The sequence below is a fragment of the Spirosoma soli genome (genome assembly GCF_042684525.1).
Classification (GTDB): Bacteria; Bacteroidota; Bacteroidia; order Cytophagales; family Spirosomataceae; genus Spirosoma; species Spirosoma soli.
The window spans coordinates 26,431-42,820 of record NZ_JBHULN010000025.1 but is presented as its reverse complement, the minus strand read 5'-3'; the positions used below and the strand labels follow the sequence as shown (position 1 = coordinate 42,820).

19 protein-coding genes and 1 pseudogene are annotated in these 16,390 nt (G+C 48.6%); 7 read left to right on the top strand and 13 right to left on the bottom strand.

Features of this window, described 5'->3' with window-relative positions; all coding sequences use genetic code 11:
- Window positions 1–83 precede the first annotated feature (83 nt).
- The gene (gene trxA / locus ACFSUS_RS26490) at window positions 84–428 is read left to right on the top strand and encodes a thioredoxin (protein ID WP_381527633.1); all 345 of its coding nucleotides are present in this window, start codon (window positions 84–86) and stop codon (window positions 426–428) included.
- A gap of 124 nt (window positions 429–552) precedes the next feature.
- Here trxA and ACFSUS_RS26485 read toward each other — a convergent pair whose 3' ends face one another.
- Together ACFSUS_RS26485 and ACFSUS_RS26480 are read right to left on the bottom strand one after the other, a co-directional pair.
- Window positions 553–2,379, bottom strand: a complete 1,827-nt coding sequence (locus ACFSUS_RS26485) for a pyruvate dehydrogenase complex dihydrolipoamide acetyltransferase (protein WP_381527631.1) — start codon at window positions 2,377–2,379, stop codon at window positions 553–555.
- Between the two features lie 239 nt (window positions 2,380–2,618).
- Window positions 2,619–3,815 carry a class I SAM-dependent rRNA methyltransferase gene (locus tag ACFSUS_RS26480; RefSeq protein ID WP_381527629.1) on the bottom strand — a complete coding sequence of 399 codons (1,197 nt, stop codon included), beginning with the start codon at window positions 3,813–3,815 and terminating at the stop codon, window positions 2,619–2,621.
- Between the two features lie 146 nt (window positions 3,816–3,961).
- Between ACFSUS_RS26480 and ACFSUS_RS26475 the strand changes: the two genes are divergently transcribed.
- Window positions 3,962–4,831: a sugar phosphate isomerase/epimerase family protein gene (locus ACFSUS_RS26475; protein WP_381527627.1), complete on the top strand. Its 870-nt coding sequence runs from the start codon at window positions 3,962–3,964 to the stop codon at window positions 4,829–4,831.
- Between the two features lie 89 nt (window positions 4,832–4,920).
- Here ACFSUS_RS26475 and ACFSUS_RS26470 read toward each other — a convergent pair whose 3' ends face one another.
- Window positions 4,921–5,949: a zinc dependent phospholipase C family protein gene (locus tag ACFSUS_RS26470; RefSeq protein ID WP_381527625.1), complete on the bottom strand. Its 1,029-nt coding sequence runs from the start codon at window positions 5,947–5,949 to the stop codon at window positions 4,921–4,923.
- A gap of 103 nt (window positions 5,950–6,052) precedes the next feature.
- On the opposite strand from ACFSUS_RS26470, the gene ACFSUS_RS26465 reads away from it, so the two are divergent.
- The 3 genes from ACFSUS_RS26465 (at window position 6,053) to radC (ending at window position 7,709) form a co-directional block, all read left to right on the top strand.
- Entirely contained in the window at window positions 6,053–6,451 is a 399-nt protein-coding gene (locus tag ACFSUS_RS26465; RefSeq protein ID WP_381527623.1) for a Dabb family protein, read from the top strand.
- A 104-nt stretch (window positions 6,452–6,555) separates the two neighbouring features.
- Window positions 6,556–6,822: a 30S ribosomal protein S20 gene (gene rpsT / locus ACFSUS_RS26460; protein WP_381527621.1), complete on the top strand. Its 267-nt coding sequence runs from the start codon at window positions 6,556–6,558 to the stop codon at window positions 6,820–6,822.
- A 191-nt stretch (window positions 6,823–7,013) separates the two neighbouring features.
- Window positions 7,014–7,709, top strand: coding sequence for a RadC family protein (gene radC / locus ACFSUS_RS26455; protein ID WP_381527619.1), 696 nt, complete (start codon window positions 7,014–7,016; stop codon window positions 7,707–7,709).
- A gap of 21 nt (window positions 7,710–7,730) precedes the next feature.
- Here radC and ACFSUS_RS26450 read toward each other — a convergent pair whose 3' ends face one another.
- The 6 genes from ACFSUS_RS26450 to ACFSUS_RS26425 all read right to left on the bottom strand — a co-directional run bounded on the left by ACFSUS_RS26450 (window position 7,731) and on the right by ACFSUS_RS26425 (window position 11,562).
- The gene (locus tag ACFSUS_RS26450; RefSeq protein ID WP_381527617.1) at window positions 7,731–8,321 is read right to left on the bottom strand and encodes a pseudouridine synthase; all 591 of its coding nucleotides are present in this window, start codon (window positions 8,319–8,321) and stop codon (window positions 7,731–7,733) included.
- Window positions 8,322–8,325: 4 nt separating this feature from the next.
- Window positions 8,326–8,766, bottom strand: coding sequence for a DUF29 family protein (locus tag ACFSUS_RS26445; protein WP_381527614.1), 441 nt, complete (start codon window positions 8,764–8,766; stop codon window positions 8,326–8,328).
- Window positions 8,767–8,796: 30 nt separating this feature from the next.
- Window positions 8,797–9,579 (bottom strand): exodeoxyribonuclease III, encoded by a 783-nt coding sequence (locus ACFSUS_RS26440; RefSeq protein WP_381527611.1) that lies wholly within the window; start codon window positions 9,577–9,579, stop codon window positions 8,797–8,799.
- 11 nt (window positions 9,580–9,590) lie between these two features.
- Window positions 9,591–9,944, bottom strand: a complete 354-nt coding sequence (locus ACFSUS_RS26435) for a hypothetical protein (RefSeq protein WP_381527609.1) — start codon at window positions 9,942–9,944, stop codon at window positions 9,591–9,593.
- Window positions 9,945–10,068: 124 nt separating this feature from the next.
- Window positions 10,069–10,266: a hypothetical protein gene (locus ACFSUS_RS26430; RefSeq protein ID WP_381527607.1), complete on the bottom strand. Its 198-nt coding sequence runs from the start codon at window positions 10,264–10,266 to the stop codon at window positions 10,069–10,071.
- 75 nt (window positions 10,267–10,341) lie between these two features.
- Window positions 10,342–11,562, bottom strand: coding sequence for a nucleoside permease (locus ACFSUS_RS26425; RefSeq protein WP_381527605.1), 1,221 nt, complete (start codon window positions 11,560–11,562; stop codon window positions 10,342–10,344).
- 190 nt (window positions 11,563–11,752) lie between these two features.
- On the opposite strand from ACFSUS_RS26425, the gene ACFSUS_RS26420 reads away from it, so the two are divergent.
- Both ACFSUS_RS26420 and ACFSUS_RS26415 read left to right on the top strand, forming a co-directional pair.
- Window positions 11,753–12,490: a LolA family protein gene (locus tag ACFSUS_RS26420; RefSeq protein WP_381527603.1), complete on the top strand. Its 738-nt coding sequence runs from the start codon at window positions 11,753–11,755 to the stop codon at window positions 12,488–12,490.
- A 125-nt stretch (window positions 12,491–12,615) separates the two neighbouring features.
- A complete protein-coding gene (locus ACFSUS_RS26415) occupies window positions 12,616–14,808 on the top strand; it encodes a M28 family peptidase (protein ID WP_381527601.1) in 2,193 nt (730 codons plus the stop codon).
- Window positions 14,809–14,880: 72 nt separating this feature from the next.
- Here the strand turns inward: ACFSUS_RS26415 and ACFSUS_RS26410 are convergent, their stop codons facing one another.
- The 4 genes and pseudogenes from ACFSUS_RS26410 to ACFSUS_RS26395 form a co-directional block, all read right to left on the bottom strand.
- Window positions 14,881–15,381 (bottom strand): Rad52/Rad22 family DNA repair protein, encoded by a 501-nt coding sequence (locus ACFSUS_RS26410; protein ID WP_381527599.1) that lies wholly within the window; start codon window positions 15,379–15,381, stop codon window positions 14,881–14,883.
- A 42-nt stretch (window positions 15,382–15,423) separates the two neighbouring features.
- Window positions 15,424–15,624: pseudogene (locus ACFSUS_RS26405) on the bottom strand (DUF2442 domain-containing protein); the annotation flags it as partial.
- A gap of 54 nt (window positions 15,625–15,678) precedes the next feature.
- A complete protein-coding gene (locus ACFSUS_RS26400; protein WP_381527597.1) occupies window positions 15,679–16,035 on the bottom strand; it encodes a helix-turn-helix domain-containing protein in 357 nt (118 codons plus the stop codon).
- On the bottom strand, window positions 16,032–16,373 hold the full coding sequence (locus tag ACFSUS_RS26395) for a type II toxin-antitoxin system HigB family toxin (RefSeq protein WP_456243010.1): 342 nt from the start codon (window positions 16,371–16,373) through the stop codon (window positions 16,032–16,034). The genes ACFSUS_RS26400 and ACFSUS_RS26395 overlap by 4 nt, the downstream gene beginning before the upstream one ends.
- Between the last annotated feature and the right edge of the window lie 17 nt (window positions 16,374–16,390).

Genomic DNA, 16,390 nt, shown 5'->3' with positions numbered 1-16,390 from the left:
AGCCAGTATAATTTCGGAACTAATCCGCTCCTATCTGGTTTATACGTCTGAAACAAGTTCAACTTAATAAACTCATTTCACCCATGGCAGCAGGATCACTTGCCGTAGAAGCGACCGACGCGAACTTCAACGAACTTATAAATTCAGATAAACCAGTATTGGTAGATTTTTGGGCCGAATGGTGTGGTCCTTGTAAGATGATTGGCCCCGTTGTTGAACAACTCGCTAATGACTACGATGGTAGAGCCATTGTTGCCAAAATGGACGTTGACCAGAACGCTCAGGTGCCCGCCAAATTCGGTATCCGTAGCATTCCAACGCTGATGGTGTTCAAGAATGGTCAATTAGTTGACAAAGTAATCGGTGCCGTTCCGCGCAACGTGTTAGAGCAGAAATTACAAGCTGCTATGGAGCCGGCTGCGTTATAATTCTACTTTACTCCTACAAAAAAACCTCCCGAGTACTCGGGAGGTTTTTTTGTGTGTCTTGGACGGCTACGTCTGGGTATGGGTAGCAAAACTATCTCACGCCCGGACGTAGCCGTCCAGGATACTAAACAAGCATACGCATTGGGTTTTCCAGCAGTTCCTTAAACGTTTGCAGGAAAGCAGCTCCGGTAGCTCCATCGACAACGCGGTGGTCGCAGGAGAGCGTTACTTTCATAACGTTCGTTGGTTTTGCAACTTCGCCCTCAAACTTAACGCTCGGCTTGATAGCGCCAATCGCCATGATACAGGCATCAGGTGGATTGATGATAGCCGTAAATTCGTCGATGCCAAACATACCGAGGTTCGAGATCGAGAACGTGCTGCCTTCCCAATCCTTCGGTTGCAGCTTCTTCTCCTTCGCCTTACCCGCCATTTCCTTTACTTCCGCAGCAATCGTCGATAGCGTTTTCTGATCAGCGTTACGTACAACCGGCACAAGTAAGCCCTCATCAACCGCAACCGCTACGCCGATGTTGACGTATTTATACCGCCGGATTTTGTCGCCCAACCACGACGAATTGACATTCGGGTGTTGCTTGAGTGCTACAGCAGCGGCTTTAAGCACAAAGTCATTGAACGAAATCTTCACCGGGCTGATGCCGTTGACCGTACCACGTAGCTCCATGGCCTTGTCCATGTTGATTTCCATGGTCAGGTAGAAGTGCGGAGCGGTAAACATACTTTCGCTCAGTCGACGGGCAATTGTCTTCCGCATCTGGCTAACGGGCACATCCTCAAAGTCGCCCTGGGCAACAGGGGCTGGGGAGGGCTGAGGAGTAGCCGAAGCCTGGGTCGGTGGGGCGGCTGGTTGTGCTGGAGCACCAGCCGGTTTTTGCTGAGGTGTAGCTGGTACGTATGACTCAACATCACTTTTCACGATGCGGCCTTCGGGTCCAGTACCTTTCACCTGATTCAGGCTAATGCCTTTTTCCTCGGCAATACGTTTAGCTAATGGTGAAGCCTTTACACGGCCATTTGATTCGGTTTCCTGCTCGCCTTTTTCTCCGCTATAGGAAAGGTCGGTGGCGGCATTGGCGGGTTGGTCGGCCTGAGGATTCTGCTGAGCCGTTGCGTTACCACTCGGTCCTGTTGCCGCTGGAACTCGACCGGTTTCTGCATCGCTACCGGTTGTCTGTGCTGGAGCAGCGGCTGCTCCGGCACCACCGCTAATCAATACTTTAAAATTAGCACCTTTTTCGCCGACAACCGCAATGATATCGTCTACGGCTACTGATGATCCTTCTTTTACGCCGACGTACAGCAACGTACCTTCTTCGTAAGCTTCAAGATCCATCGTTGCTTTGTCGGTTTCGACTTCAGCCAGAATATCACCCGATTTAACCGTATCGCCTTCTTTCTTGTGCCAGGTAACAATGGTGCCCTCGGTCATGGTGTCGCTCATCTTCGGCATCCGAATGACTGAGGCATTGACATTCTCGGCGGGAGCCGCTGAAACCGCTTCTTTATCGGGCAGGTTTGTGGCTACCTCGTCTTTCTTGGCGTTACCACTCGGCGCGGGTGCCCCACCGGATGGTGCCCCACCGGATGGCGCAGCCCCGTTAGAAGATGGTGCTGACTGAGGAGCTTCAGCCGCGGGTGCTGCCTCCTGGCTACCTCCGCTCGACCCATTGAGCAACGCTTTGTAATCTTCACCATCGGCGCCGATTACTGCCAGCACTCCATCGACTGGTACTGACGAACCCTTCTCAACACCAATATAGAGCAACGTACCTTCCTCGTAGGCTTCGAGGTCCATTGTTGCTTTATCGGTTTCGACTTCGGCTAGTACATCGCCACTTTTCACCTTATCGCCCACCTTTTTGTGCCACTCTGCAATGACGCCTTCGGTCATGGTGTCACTCATCTTGGGCATTCTAATTAATTCAGCCATATTCAGCTATGTATGTATCGGGTTATACAAAGAGACAGATTGGAGGTACTGATTTCTCCAGCGGCACAATATCATCAGATGAATTGGGCAAACAACCGGCCAAAATTAACGGAAAGCGGCCAAGGTTGTATCGTTAGAGATTGTTTTCTCTATCAACAAGCAATGTGGGTGTTCGGTTAATTGATTATCTCCAACCAGGGGCACAAACAGAAACTTCTTTTGTGCAACGTCACCCGCCCCTATTCAACCCAGAGGACCAGACCTTTGAGATACCCCCCCTCTGGATGAAATAAGCTGACAGGATGATCTGCCGGCTGACTTAGGTGATGCAAGACCCGTACTTGCCGTCCGGCTTCAATGGCGGCCGCCACAATGGTGTTATAAAACAGCTCACGGTCAACTACCTGCGAGCAGGAGAACGTAAATAAAATACCTCCTTTAGCCACCCGACGCATTCCTTCGGCGTTTAGTCGTTTATATCCCTGTACCGCCCGGTGCCGTGCTGATAAGCTTTTAGCATAGGCTGGCGGATCAAGGACAACAACGTCATACTGATGATCATGAGCTTTTAAGTACTGCATTACGTCTTGGGCGAAGGCTTCATGATTACCGCCATCAGTCCCAAAGTTGGCGGCAATGTTCTGATTGGTAAGATCAATGGCCTTTTGCGACACATCTACTGAGTGCACCTGGCTAGCTCCGGCTTTAAGCGCATACACCGAAAAACCACCTGAATAACAGAAAGCATTTAAAACCTTTTTCCCTTTGGCATACTGAGCCAGCAGTGCCCGGTTATCGCGCTGATCGAGAAAGAACCCCGTTTTTTGGCCGGTGATCCAATCAATCAAAAACGTATTGCCGTTTTCCTGAACAGGATGAGGCACGGGAGTTCGCCCAAACAGGTATCCATTCGTTACGGTAGCTCCGTATTCGTCGGGCAACGTATCGGCACTTTTATCATAAACGGCCTTTAATTCTTCGCCAAAAACCGCTTTGAGGGCTTCGGTGATCACTTGCCGCTCGCGATGCATGCCAATTGAATGAGCCTGAAAAACAGCAACGCCATTATACATGTCCACAATCAGGCCGGTACAGCCGTCGCCTTCGCCATGAACGAGCCGATAGCAGTTTGTATCGCCAGTGACAATGGCCTGACGTATGCTCCGAATGTGCGTTAGTTTTTGCGTCCAGTACGGCAAATCAGGGGTAACGGGTCCGCCAGCGGTGGCTCCAAACGAGAAGATACGAACCGCAATGCTACCGTCGTGATAGTGGCCCGTGGCTAGATATTTTTTCTTACTGTCAAATACCTCAACTACGTCGCCGTCATTTAAGTCGCCCTCATAGCGGCCAATGGCCCGTGAGAATACCCAGGGATGAAAGCGTCGAACTGCTTCATCGCGACCGGCTTGTAGAAATAATTTAGAAAATGTCATTCGTATTAATGAAAGCAACAAAGATACGTCGGTGGCTACGGTTTGTCATGCACGGTTTCGCACAAGCAACTTGAAACAAAAAAGAAGTCGTCTATTACGTAGAAGCGGCCCATCTTTGCGTTTTAGTGTAGCAAACCTTTTACATCATGCAACGACGCAGTTTTCTAAAACAATCTGGCCTGCTCACGGCCGGCGCTTTTACCCTTAGCCAAACCGGTTTATTAGCCAACGCCCCTGCGAAAACAATCGACCCATTTGGGGTCCAACTGTACAGCGTACGTGACGTGCTGCCCAAAGACCCTAAAGGCATTATGACCCAGTTAGCTCAGATGGGCTACAAACAATTTGAAAGCTACAGCGGTCAGCAGGGCTTTTTGTGGGGCATGGAACCTAAAGAAATCAAATCGTTCCTGGGCGATTTAGGCGTAAAGATGATCAGTACGCACTTCAACTATGGCGGGCAGGCCGGAAAACCAGCCGAGCTACAGAAAAGCATTGATATGGCCAGCGAAGCCGGACTGACGTATCTGCTTTGCCCTTACATCGGTGCTCAGAAGTCGTTTGACGACTGGAAACGTATTGCCGATGGCTTTAATACGACGGGCGAAATGGCTCGCAAAAGCGGATTGAAATTTGGTTACCACAACCACGATTACTCGTTTAAACCACTTGATGGTAAAATCCCGCAGGAGTATCTGTTAGCGAACACCGATCCTCAGAACGTAATGTTTGAGTTAGACCTGTGTTGGATTGATGTAGCCGGTCAGGATACGATTGCTCATCTGCAGAAATACGGCAAGCGTTACGAACTGTGCCACATTAAGGATTACAAGAAGGAGAATGGCAAACCTGTCCAGAATGACCTGGGCAAAGGAGACGTCGATTTCAAAAAGACGTTACGTGCTGCCATGGACAATGGCATGAAGTATTTCATTGTCGAACAGGAAGAATACCCGCAGGCCGTCATGACCAGCATGAAGAACGATGCGGAGTATATGAAGACGTTCAGCGTCTAAACAAGTCAGAACCGGGATTTAGCTGATTTTGCTAATCGTTGCTGTAAAAAGCAAAATCAGATTAATCCTAAAATCAGCTAAATCCCGGTTCAGAATTCCTCCCTCGCCGAGAACAGGCGCTTTAGCCAGCTTTTCTTTTCCTCGGCTTCCTCTTTTTGCTCCTGCTCAGTGAGTTGGTATTTGGCTAAGGCCCTCAAGTCAGGCTGGCCAGCATCGACCCAGCAAGTGTACCAGAAGTCGCCAACCATTTTTACCGACGCCCGCATCTGGCGTTCAACCTGTCCGCGTAGCTGTTCATGGTACTGCCGCGAAAAATCGGCGGAATATACCTTGGTGGTAATACCGTTACGCTCTTCAAACCCGTACTTACGGGTTTCGCCCACCTTTTCGGTAAGTTGACGCTCAAAGCGAAGCACCGAATCTAACGCCGTGTGTGCATTAAACACCGCTCGCCAGGCGGCTTTCTGCGGTGAATACACGTATTCCGCTTGCCCCGTCAGGAAGTCATAATCAGCGCTGAACAACTCCGGCAAGCGAGATTCCCAAAATCCGTGAATTCCCTGTTGGTTCGTCAACTGACCATTGTAATTACGCGTGGTGTGAAGCGGCACATTTGCATCGGCAATGTAATGACCTAAATCAGCCGCTACGCGCAGAATCCGCCGAACATCGCGCTGCTTAAATGCTTCTGTCAACTGGTATTTTGTAAACTGAATATGCCACGGCACGAGCCCATGCAAGGCTAACGTATCTTCCCCGTAGCGGTCAGCGGCATCTTTATAGTAACGGGGCAGTGTTGCGGCTGACGTATCGGCGTAAGCATCCAGATCAATAAAGTGACGAGGAGCCTCCCCTACTACTGCATATCGGCGCCGGTCAGGGTTAACAGCATTATCGGTTAAGAAACCAATATGCTTCTTAAAAAACGGCATCATCTCGGCAGGTAAGGTGAAAACCGCCAGCCGATTTATCTGCTGATGCGCATAGAATCCCCAGACAGGACGCTGCTTCTGAACTCGATCGCGAGCAGGCCATTCGGCATAAGCGCACGTACCGATCAGTAAACTTCCACAAAAAATAATACAGAAAACAAACTGCCAAATAAATCTGTTGTACATTTGACAAATCATGGTACTTTATAAGCAATAAATTTAACTATTCAAATTAAAGTGCCACGTAAATAAAATAAAATTTGGTTTAATAAATAAAACGCAAATAATCATGAATGGTAAGTCACGGGGCTATGCCTTAATTGTTGTGCTGATGTGTGCTTTCGCTTTAACAATATACGGTGCGTATTCACCCGCAAGAAAAGCCCAAAAACAGCAAATTGTATGCATAAAATTCAAAAATGGGGTTGAAAGTGCAGCAGTTGAACAGCATATGAACGGTTTTGCAGCCCTAAAACACGAAATTCCACAGATCGTAGGTTATACGTCGGGCAAGACAATTTTGCCAAATCAGGCCGTTGCCAGCTACGATGTTGTGCATTATTTAACGTTCCAGAGCGAAGCTGATATCAAACTATTTGAGCAAAGCAAAGCCTACAAAGAGTTTGTAGCTCAGAATAACGGTGTTTGGGAAAAGACGTTGATTGTCAACGCCGATATTCGGCCGTAAAGGGTAAAACTTAAGAGAATTTCGGGGGGAACTATTGGTTGTTTCATCCGAAATTCTTATTTTTGCGCCCTCTTATCGCGACAACGATTTCATTTTACATACCGATGGCAAACCATAAGTCAGCAAAGAAAGCAATCCGGTCGAGTGCCAAGAAGCGGCTGTTGAACCGCTACCAGCACGTAACGACCCGGAACATGGTGAAAAAACTACGTACTACAACCGACCACGCAATGGCCGTTGAACTGTTCAAATCTGTATCGTCAGCTCTGGACAAGCTTGCTAAGCGTAACATTATTCACAAAAATAAGGCTGCTAACAACAAGTCGAAACTGGCTCGTTTGGTGAATAGCCTCAAGCCAGCAGCCGCTTAGTACAACTACTTCGGCTCACAGCAATCAGGAAACCTTACCTTTTTCAGGGTGAGGTTTTTTTATGCCCTAAAATATCAGATATTGCCTTGTTTGATCTTAAAACACAGAAGCACTGGGACACTGGGCATATCCATTTTACGAGCTCTGAGGGTTCTGTGTCTCTGTGGTTAACTTTTATAATTTCCCCCGTAATGACCTACGAAACTTCTGGAAACATTCAAAGCTGGGCCGAAGAAGATCGCCCCCGCGAAAAACTCATGCTCAAAGGCAAAGCAGCCCTGTCGGAAGCTGAGCTTATTGCTATTCTGATTAACTCGGGCACTGTCGATCTGACCGCCGTCGACGTGGCCAAAATCATTCTTAAGAGCGTTGGCAACAACCTCAATGAACTGGCCCGACTCAGCATTAAAGACTTGTCAAAATTTCGGGGTATCGGTGAAGCCAAAGCCATTAGTATCGTGGCAGCCCTCGAACTAGGCCGCCGACGAAAGGAGCAGGATCGCCCGCAACGTGCTCGCATCACCTGCTCTCGAGACGCCTACAACGAGATGATTCCGCACCTGATTGACAAACCGCACGAAGAGTTCTGGATTTTACTCATGAATCGCGCCAACGAGGTGCTACGACCGGTGCAAATCAGTGCCGGGGGCGTATCGGGTACAGTAGCCGACCCTAAGATTATTTTTAAGCAGGCTATTGAGCATCTGGCTTCGTCAATGATCTTGCTGCACAATCATCCGTCAGGAAATCTCACGCCTTCGCAGGCTGACAAAGACTTAACCCGCAAGCTTAAAGATGCCGGCCGTCTGCTGGACATTCCCGTCCTCGATCACCTTATTTTCACGGATAAGGCATACTACAGTTTCGCCGACGAAGGAATATTGTAATAACGGGCGAGACGCACGTTATTACAACTTCAATCCCTGCATAACTTCTGCCCAGCTCAGTTCACGGACCTCACCAGCTATCATGCCTTCGGCGGTGAAATCTTCAATAGCCCAGCGCACAAGCCGGAGCGTCGGAAAGCCTACTGCCGCCGTCATTTTGCGAACCTGACGGTTTTTTCCTTCGTGCAGCGAGATAGATAACCAGGATGTTGGAATAGTAGCCCGATAGCGAATCGGTGGATTACGCTCTGGCAATGTTGGTTCCTCAATGGGCTGTGCATTGGCGGGCAATGTATGGTAGGATTTACCGTCTACCGATATACTGACGCCCTCCGAAAGCTGACGACATGCTTGCGGAGTCAGTGCTCCATCTACCTGCACATAATATGTCCGGTTGTGGCGAAACTTAGGATTGAGCAATCGGTGGTTGAGTTGCTTATCGTTGGTGAGTAACAGCAAACCCTCACTGTCGGCATCGAGCCGGCCAACTGGATACACATCACTGGAAAATGTATAGTCCAGATCCGCTAGTGTTGGTTTCTCGCCCTCCTTGGAGAACTGCGAGAGCATCAGGTAGGGTTTGTAGATCAGGAAATAGCAGGAAGTGCTCAATCGTTCAATTTTTGGTTAAAACTGAGTACTCTTCCTCAAATACTTCTTCCCAGGTTAGCGTGGTTAGGTTGGTACGGCATTGCGTTTCTTCTTCTGCCTTACGAATAGCCTGTTGTACTGTTTTATCCCAAATTTCTTCTATAAAACGTCGGTTGAGGCTTGGCTTTTCCTGGATGATTTCTTCGATGTTTTCACGGGCATCTAAAATTGACACAGCCCAACTACCTGACCGCTTTGCGGGCTGAATTTTCCATTTGATCACATGCATCATCAAGCGAGACAATTGGCTACGTAATGCCCGCTTCAATTCCTGCGACATACTATCTAGTAACGTTTGTAAGCCCTCCGAAACTTGCTCATAGTCGTTTTCGGCTAGGGTACTTTGCAGTTCAGCCACTGTATCGATATAAGAGGTTGCCGTTAATTCTTCCCAATCCCGTTTCATAGCAAGGGGTATTTAGTAAGCTAAGATACGTTAAAAAACGGGTTGCTTTTTTATGTTCAACGTCAGCCAGACCGGACAGTGGTCGGCGTGGACGGCGTCGGGAAGCATCCGACAGTCTATAATCTGATCGCGGAGGTTATCGGTTACCGATGCGTAATCAATCCGCCATCCTTTATTCCCGCTGCGGGCACCAGCGCGGTAACTCCACCAGCTATAGGCTACTTCTCCAGGGTGTTTGAAGCGGAAGCCGTCCGTCATACCTGATGCAAACCAGCGATCCATCCAGGCTCGTTCGTCGGGCAAAAAACCCGTGGTATTCTTGTTACGCACGGGATCGTGAATGTCAATGGCATTGTGAGCAATGTTGTAGTCACCCACGACGATCAACTTGGGTCGGGTTTGGCGGAGGTTCTGAACGTAATCGTAAAAATCGCTCAGAAACTCCATCTTGACGCCCTGACGCACTTCGCCAGTCGTTCCAGACGGAAAGTAGCAGTTAAGCAGCGTTACGTCGTCGAAGTCAGTACGAAGAATTCGTCCTTCACAGTCATACGCCTGAATACCGCAGCCGAGTACGACATTGGTAGGCATAATTTTAGAGAATGTAGCCACGCCCGAATAGCCTTTCTTTTCGGCAGCATGCCAGTGGTATTGATAGCCAAGAGCCTCAAACGGCTTCAGATCCACTACGTCTGTGGTGGCTTTAACCTCCTGAAAGCAGAGAACATCAAATGAGTGTTGCGCCAGCCAGTCAATCAACCCGTTCCTCATGGCAGCCCGGATACCGTTTATATTGTAAGAGATAAGTTGCATTAAAATGAAGCTCAATCTAGTGAGTTGCCCTGCTTTTTAACCTCCTCAATGATTTCATCAATCATAACAATGTCATTCAGATCTTTTGTGCGACGAGCTAGGACTTTAGTCTCACGCAGATCATTGATGTGTAGGAAGTAAATGGTTTGACCGCCAGGCATTACAAAAGCTTTTGCCCGTTTACGACATTCCATGTAGTTCAACCGGAAATGTATTCTTGTTAAAATATCAACGCCTTCCTCTAAGCGAACAATTTGAGGTTGTGTAAAGTCAGCTGATTCAAGAGGTTCTAATTCTTCACTGGTAAACCCCAGCTCTCGTAGCGTATCCAACAACCGGCCACGATTTTCGTTAGAAGGCTCCATCCATACATCAGCTTCTTCTGTATATAGAAGCCACCATTCAGAATTAAAGCCATCCCCCCAATCAGCACGTAATCGAGTTTATTATGGTCGGCGGCCGTAACAAACCTAACGAATCCATCATCGTCTATATCCATGTTGGCGTTTCTATCGAAATTCGTCTGGCGATTTTTTTAGCAGGACCGAACAAACTGTAGTGACGCCGTTTCATACGCAAAAACACCTGCCACCGTTCTTCAGGAGTCATTGCAACCTGCTCGCGAACCTGATCTTCATGCGGTCCATTCAGATCCGTGTAGAAAGTGATGCGTCGTTTACCGTTCATAGTTGACGAACAAAATTAAAAGCAAGCGAAGTCCTATATAAAGTAGCCTATATTTTGCTTTTTCAGCCTCTTCAATTACAGCGGCCCCGTCACCAATTCATCCTGGGCTGGAACTAACTTTTTCTTATCCGTAAACAGCAAGACGAACACAATGAGTACAGCAGCAGCAATACCAGCCGGCACCAACCAAACTGACAGCCAGTCTTTGGTACCGTCGGGACGAGTGTACATGTCCAGCACAATCCCCGACAGCTTCGAGCCAATCCCCATGCCAATACCGTATGTCGCCAGAGTAATCAGCCCCTGTGCCGACGATTTAATTTTCTCACCGGCTTTGTTGTCGGTGTAAATCTGCCCCGTCACAAAGAAGAAGTCGTAACAAACGCCGTGCAACACAATGGCTAGGTAGAGCATCCACTCGGTAGACGCGTTTCCGTAACCAAAGCAGATAAAACGTACAATCCAGGCCACCAGACCAACAATCAGCATTTTTTTAACCCCCAACCGTGTGTAGGCTAAGGGAATCAACAGCATGAAGATTACTTCCGATGCCTGGCCTAACGACATTTTGTTCTCTACGTTCTGCATACCCCCATCGGTGAGCGAGGGGTTCGCCATGGCGTAATAAAATGACAGCGGAATGCAGATCAGCACCGACGACAAGAAGAAAATGGCGAATGAACGATCCTTAAACAGTTTGAAGGCATCGAGCCCCAAAATCTGCGAGAATGATGTAGATGTGGTGGCTTTGGGTGGCGTATCGGGCAAAAAGAAAGCAAAAATGCCTAACACAATCGCTGAATACATCGATAACTGGAAAATCGTTACCTTATCACCGAAGCCATAGTAACCGACGATGTTCGTCACTATGATCCACGCTACCGTGCCCAACACCCGAATAGCCGGAAACTCTTTTTCGGGACTGTTCATTTGCTGCATGGCGATTGAGGTGGTCAGCGCCAGCGTTGGCGCGAACGTAATGCAGTACCCGAGAATCAGATAAAAAAAGTTATCAGGGTCGGTGTTCTGCGTAATTAGATAAAGCACTCCTGCGCCGAGCAAATTTAGTACACCCAGCACTTTCTGAGCGGCAAAATAACGATCGGCAATCATGCCAACGAAGAACGGCGCAATGATCATGGCCAGGGAGAATGCCGCGTAGGCATTACCGACCTGATCGCCAGTGGCATTAAGCTGGGTTAGCAAGTATTTACTCATCTGTCCGTACCACGCGCCCCACACAAAGAATTGCAGGAACATCATGGCGGAAAGTTTGACACGAGTGGTAGTCAACATCGTAGAGTGGGAATATTAAGATTTGAGTGGATGAAGGTATAAAACGCTTGTCAGGCTTGCAAGCCGACAAATGTGTAAAGCTTACCGATCGTGTAGAGTTTATACTACTGATTCAGCTTTTATGCCGAACCTTACACGAGTTTACCGGACCAATTCATTATCTTTGATCTAGTTTCTGACTAACTTTTCCATGAAAAAACAACTCATCAATCTTGTTGCCTTGTTGGCAATTCCGGCCTTTACGTTTGCTCAGACGGCAAACGATATCCTCGACAAGAACATTGCCGCCATCGGTGGCGCCGATAAAATTGATGCCATCAAAACGGTTCAGTACGACCAGAATATGAGCATTATGGGCATGGACATGACGGGAAAATCATCTGTTGTGGTTGGCCAGTCGGCCCGTACGGATATTTCAGCAATGGGTCAGCAGATTACCAACGTAGTCGACGGCGACAAAGGCTGGTCAATCAACCCCATGGCCGGTGGGTCTGGGGCACAGGCCTTGCCCGAAGACCAGGTAAAACAGCAGAAAGGAAACGCGTATGTAATTGGTACTGAGCTGGCTACGGCAAAATCCAAGAAATATCCCGTTGAGCTGGTAGGTAAAGAAAAACTCAATGACAAAGATGTTTTCAATCTGAAAGTGACCCGCCCCGAGGGTGTCATCAACTACTTCGTTGATGCAGCTACGTATCAGTTGGCAGGCGCTAAAGCCACTGTCAGTATGCAGGGGCAGTCAGGAGAGATTTCTACCCGATACGCGAATTATAAAGATACTCAAGGTTTGCAACTTCCGTCAACAGTTGAAATCAGTAGCCCGGCTATGCCCGGCCCGATTACGTTGACCGTTTCAAATGTTGTATTCAATGGTAAAATAGACCCGGCCATTTTCGAAATGCCTAAACAAGGAGCAGCTAAACAATAAGAAGACTTTATTGAACATAAAAAAGAAGACCCGGCTGGCTGGGTCTTCTTTTTTATTTATACTCCTCTCAGTTAGGCTTTTACGCACGAATTGCTGACATTTAGTAGGCATATAACCTGAACTTTATGACGAACAGCTCCGTACGTATCCCCCTCTTTTGTTGCCTGGCGCTATTGACTTCCTCCCTTACCGCTCAGACACTAACCGGTTTCACACCCGCCCGGCAAGCGAACCAGCTTAAACTTGAAACGGAGTTTAAGACAAAACAATCGTCGGCCGCTTTCAAACAGCACCTCGAAAAGTTAAGCAGCGTGCCACACATTACGGGAACGCCCGAGAACGAGCGCGTTCGCGATTATATCGCCGAGACGATGCGTAAAGCGGGCTGGCAGGTTGACATTTACCCGCATGACGTACTCCTCCCCAAAGGACCGGGTGAGATTGCCGTTGAGCTGGTTGAGCCAATCCGGCAGCCGCTCAACATTCGGGAATTCATTTTCAAAGAAGACAAATACAGCAGCGACCCGCGTCTTACGCCGGGCTACAACGCCTGGTCGGGTTCTGGTGATGTGACGGCGGAGGTCGTATACGCCAATTACGGCCGAAAAGAAGATTTTGAGCAACTGAAGGCAATGGGCATTTCAGTGGCCGGTAAGATTGTGCTGGCTCGCTACGGTGGTAATTTTCGGGGATACAAAGCCCAGTTTGCCCAGGCGGCCGGTGCCGTCGGTGTCATCATATTCACCGACCCGGCCGACTCGGGTTATATGCGCGGCTTCACCTTTCCCGAAGGACCGTACTATAGTGAGAGTATCATTCAGCGTGGGTCGTTGCTCACGACGCCCTACACCGGTGATCCGCTCACACCGGGCGAGGCAGCCTTACCGCTGGATGCTAAAAATACTCCGAAACGGCTGGCGGAAAAAGACGTAGCGCTGCACAAAATTCCAGTTACGCCCCTGCCCTATGGCTCAGCGGTTGATATATTAAAACGCATGACGGGTGTGAAGTCCGTACCAGCGGGTTGGCAGGGCGGTTTACCCTTCACATATCGACTAGAAGGAGGATCAGCTCTAAAAGTACGCTTGATGGTGAAGCAGGAAAAAGCAATTCAACGCATTTATCAGGTGGTCGGCACACTAACCGGCAGTGAGTTTCCGGACGAATGGATTATTGCCGGGTGTCATTACGATGCCTGGTCGTACGGGGCTACCGACCCCAACTCAGGAACGGCCATGTTATTGAGCATGACGGAGTCACTGGGCAAACTAGCCAAAGCGGGTCAGAAACCACGGCGCACGATTAAAGTATGCCACTGGGATGCCGAAGAGCCAGGGGTAATTGGCTCTGCCGAGTGGTCAGAACAGTTTCGTGACGAACTAACGCAGAAAGCCGTAGCCTACATGAACTACGATGCCGCCGTCTCGGGGCGGATATTTGGGGCATCGGCTTCGCCATCCATGAAGAGGCTGATTATTGAAGCCACTCAGGCCGTGCAGTATCCGGACTCAAACAAAACGGTGTATCAGCACTGGATGAGCCACACCGCAGCAGGCAATCCGACCCGCGTGACGGGCTCTTCAGCGCCGGCTGTTGCTGCGGGAGAGCCTACGATTGGTAATCTTGGCGGTGGCTCCGACCATATCGGGCCGTATATGCACGTTGGCATCCCGTCGCTGAGTGCTGGCATGGAAGGCCCAACGCTGTACCATTCTCAATACGACGACCTTTATTTCTACGATAAGTTTGCCGATCCGACTTATAAAATGGGGCCTATGATGGAGCAGGTCGTAGGCACAATGACGCTTCGGCTGGCCAACGCTGACTTAGTCCCTTACGACGTTGCCCGTTACCCAGCTGACCTAGCGGTTCACCTGAAAGCGGCCGAAAAAGCGATACAATCCTATGCCCCAACATATTCAATCCAGCCGCTACTCAATGCCGTCGCTGATCTGAAAAAGAACGCTGACGCCTGCGAAACGGCTCGTCAGGCTTATCTGCAAACTGGCCGTACGGATAAACTGGTGGAGTTAAATAAGGAACTGCGTTTACTGGAACGGGCATTCATTGATCCTAAGGGCAATGCGTTTGGGTCATGGTACCGGTCACTTTACGCATCATCAGACCCGAACAGCGGTTACGCATCCTGGATGTTGCCCGGCCTGCTTTACGAAGCCTCGCTGAAATCTACCGCCAATTTGCCCGACCTCGAAGCCCGGTACAAAAAAGCGATTAACACACTCAGCGACAAATTGCTGGCCTTATCTCAAGGAATGAGTATGTCATTACCTGCGGCAGTGAGTGGTAGTAAAAAGTAAACTGACTAACGCCGAAAAGGGCTCCGCTTTCTAGCAGAGCCCTTTTCGTGTTGTTTAATAGTAGCCAGATTTCTAGGTAGATGTCTTAGTCTTGGCATGTTCAGGCTTCAGCACGACCACATCACGTACCGTCCCTCCGCCGTTAATCTTGTCGACCATTTTATCCAGCAAGGGTGTCGCCCAGTTGGGGATGTATTTGTCGGTTGTTTCTACGAACACCTTAGGAAAGTCGTAAAGCGCCCGTCCCAGGCCGAATTGCACAGCACACCGCTTCATAGCGTCGCTGATACCACCTTTTACGGGCTCAATACCGGTGCGGCTGGCTCCATCCGTTTTCCTGACAATTTCGCCCCCTGGCAGTACGGCTGTGATTGTGCACAAGAAACCTCCTTCGATTTCCTTGATTTCATTCTGCCAGCCTGCCCAACCGAACTGTTCGTCGAAGCGCTGCATGACACAGCGGTTGGTGATATAGGGCACGACAATAATTTTCTGACCGTCTTTGGTCTGGCTCTGCACCCGCCACTCAATTTCCTGTGCTGTCAGCGGGGCGGTTAATACGTTCAATTCCATTATTTGTTGTTTACTTATTCGTTTCACAAAGTAAGGCTGTGCTTACAAATACAACTTGTTTCCATAAAGCACATTCTCAACGCCAATTATGTCGCCACTATCATCCCAGAAGACATTGAATGCGCTTAACGTATAGTTTTGTCGTTGTGTTAATGATGCATGTTGGAGTCGTTCCGACCAAGTCAATGGAATACTAATTTCACGTCCATCACTCAGTCCAAACCACACCCGCTCTTCGTCTACTCGAACGGTCGTAAATGTGGCACATCTTCTAGAGCAGGCCGTTGCCGAAAAGGCTTATACACCTACCAAACGTTGTATTGGAATATTCAAACCCTTACTTAAGCGCTTAATCATAGGCAGCGTTAAATCTCGTTTATGATTTAACACCTTTGATACTTGAGTCTTATCTCCAATGAAAGGCACCAGATCTGACTGATGTAGGCCTAGTTGTTGCATTTTGTTCTTAAGGTATCTGACTGGGTCCGATGCTGTCATTGGATAGTGTACAGCTTCGTACGCTTCTACAAGCGTAACCAGTAAATCCAATTCATCGCCTTCAGGTGTATTAAGTGCTGGATGCAATTGCAGCAGTTCGTAAACTCGTTCAAGAGCATCATCATACTGCGCTTCGGTACGAATTACTTTAATCATTTTCGTTTAAATTCAATGGTTCGGGCATTCACCTTATCATACTGTTTATGCGTACCTATCCAAAGAATAAATACCATTCCAAACAGGTAATCTATATGCGTAATCAAGCGATAATCATTGCCCTTGATGTTAAAAATAACCCGATTAGATTCTATGATGCTGGCGCTGCCATATGTTTGCTTCACGTCGTTAGGCGAACGCCAGTCCTGCAGCACAGCTACATCGTACCAGTCCAGCAGAGGTTGCTCAGCATCTGGATGTTCCTCCCAAAATTCCCGTAAAGTACGCTTAGCAATAATCCGCATAGAAGACATTGCAATAACGCCAGAAGTTGCCATTTTGACAACTTCTTCAT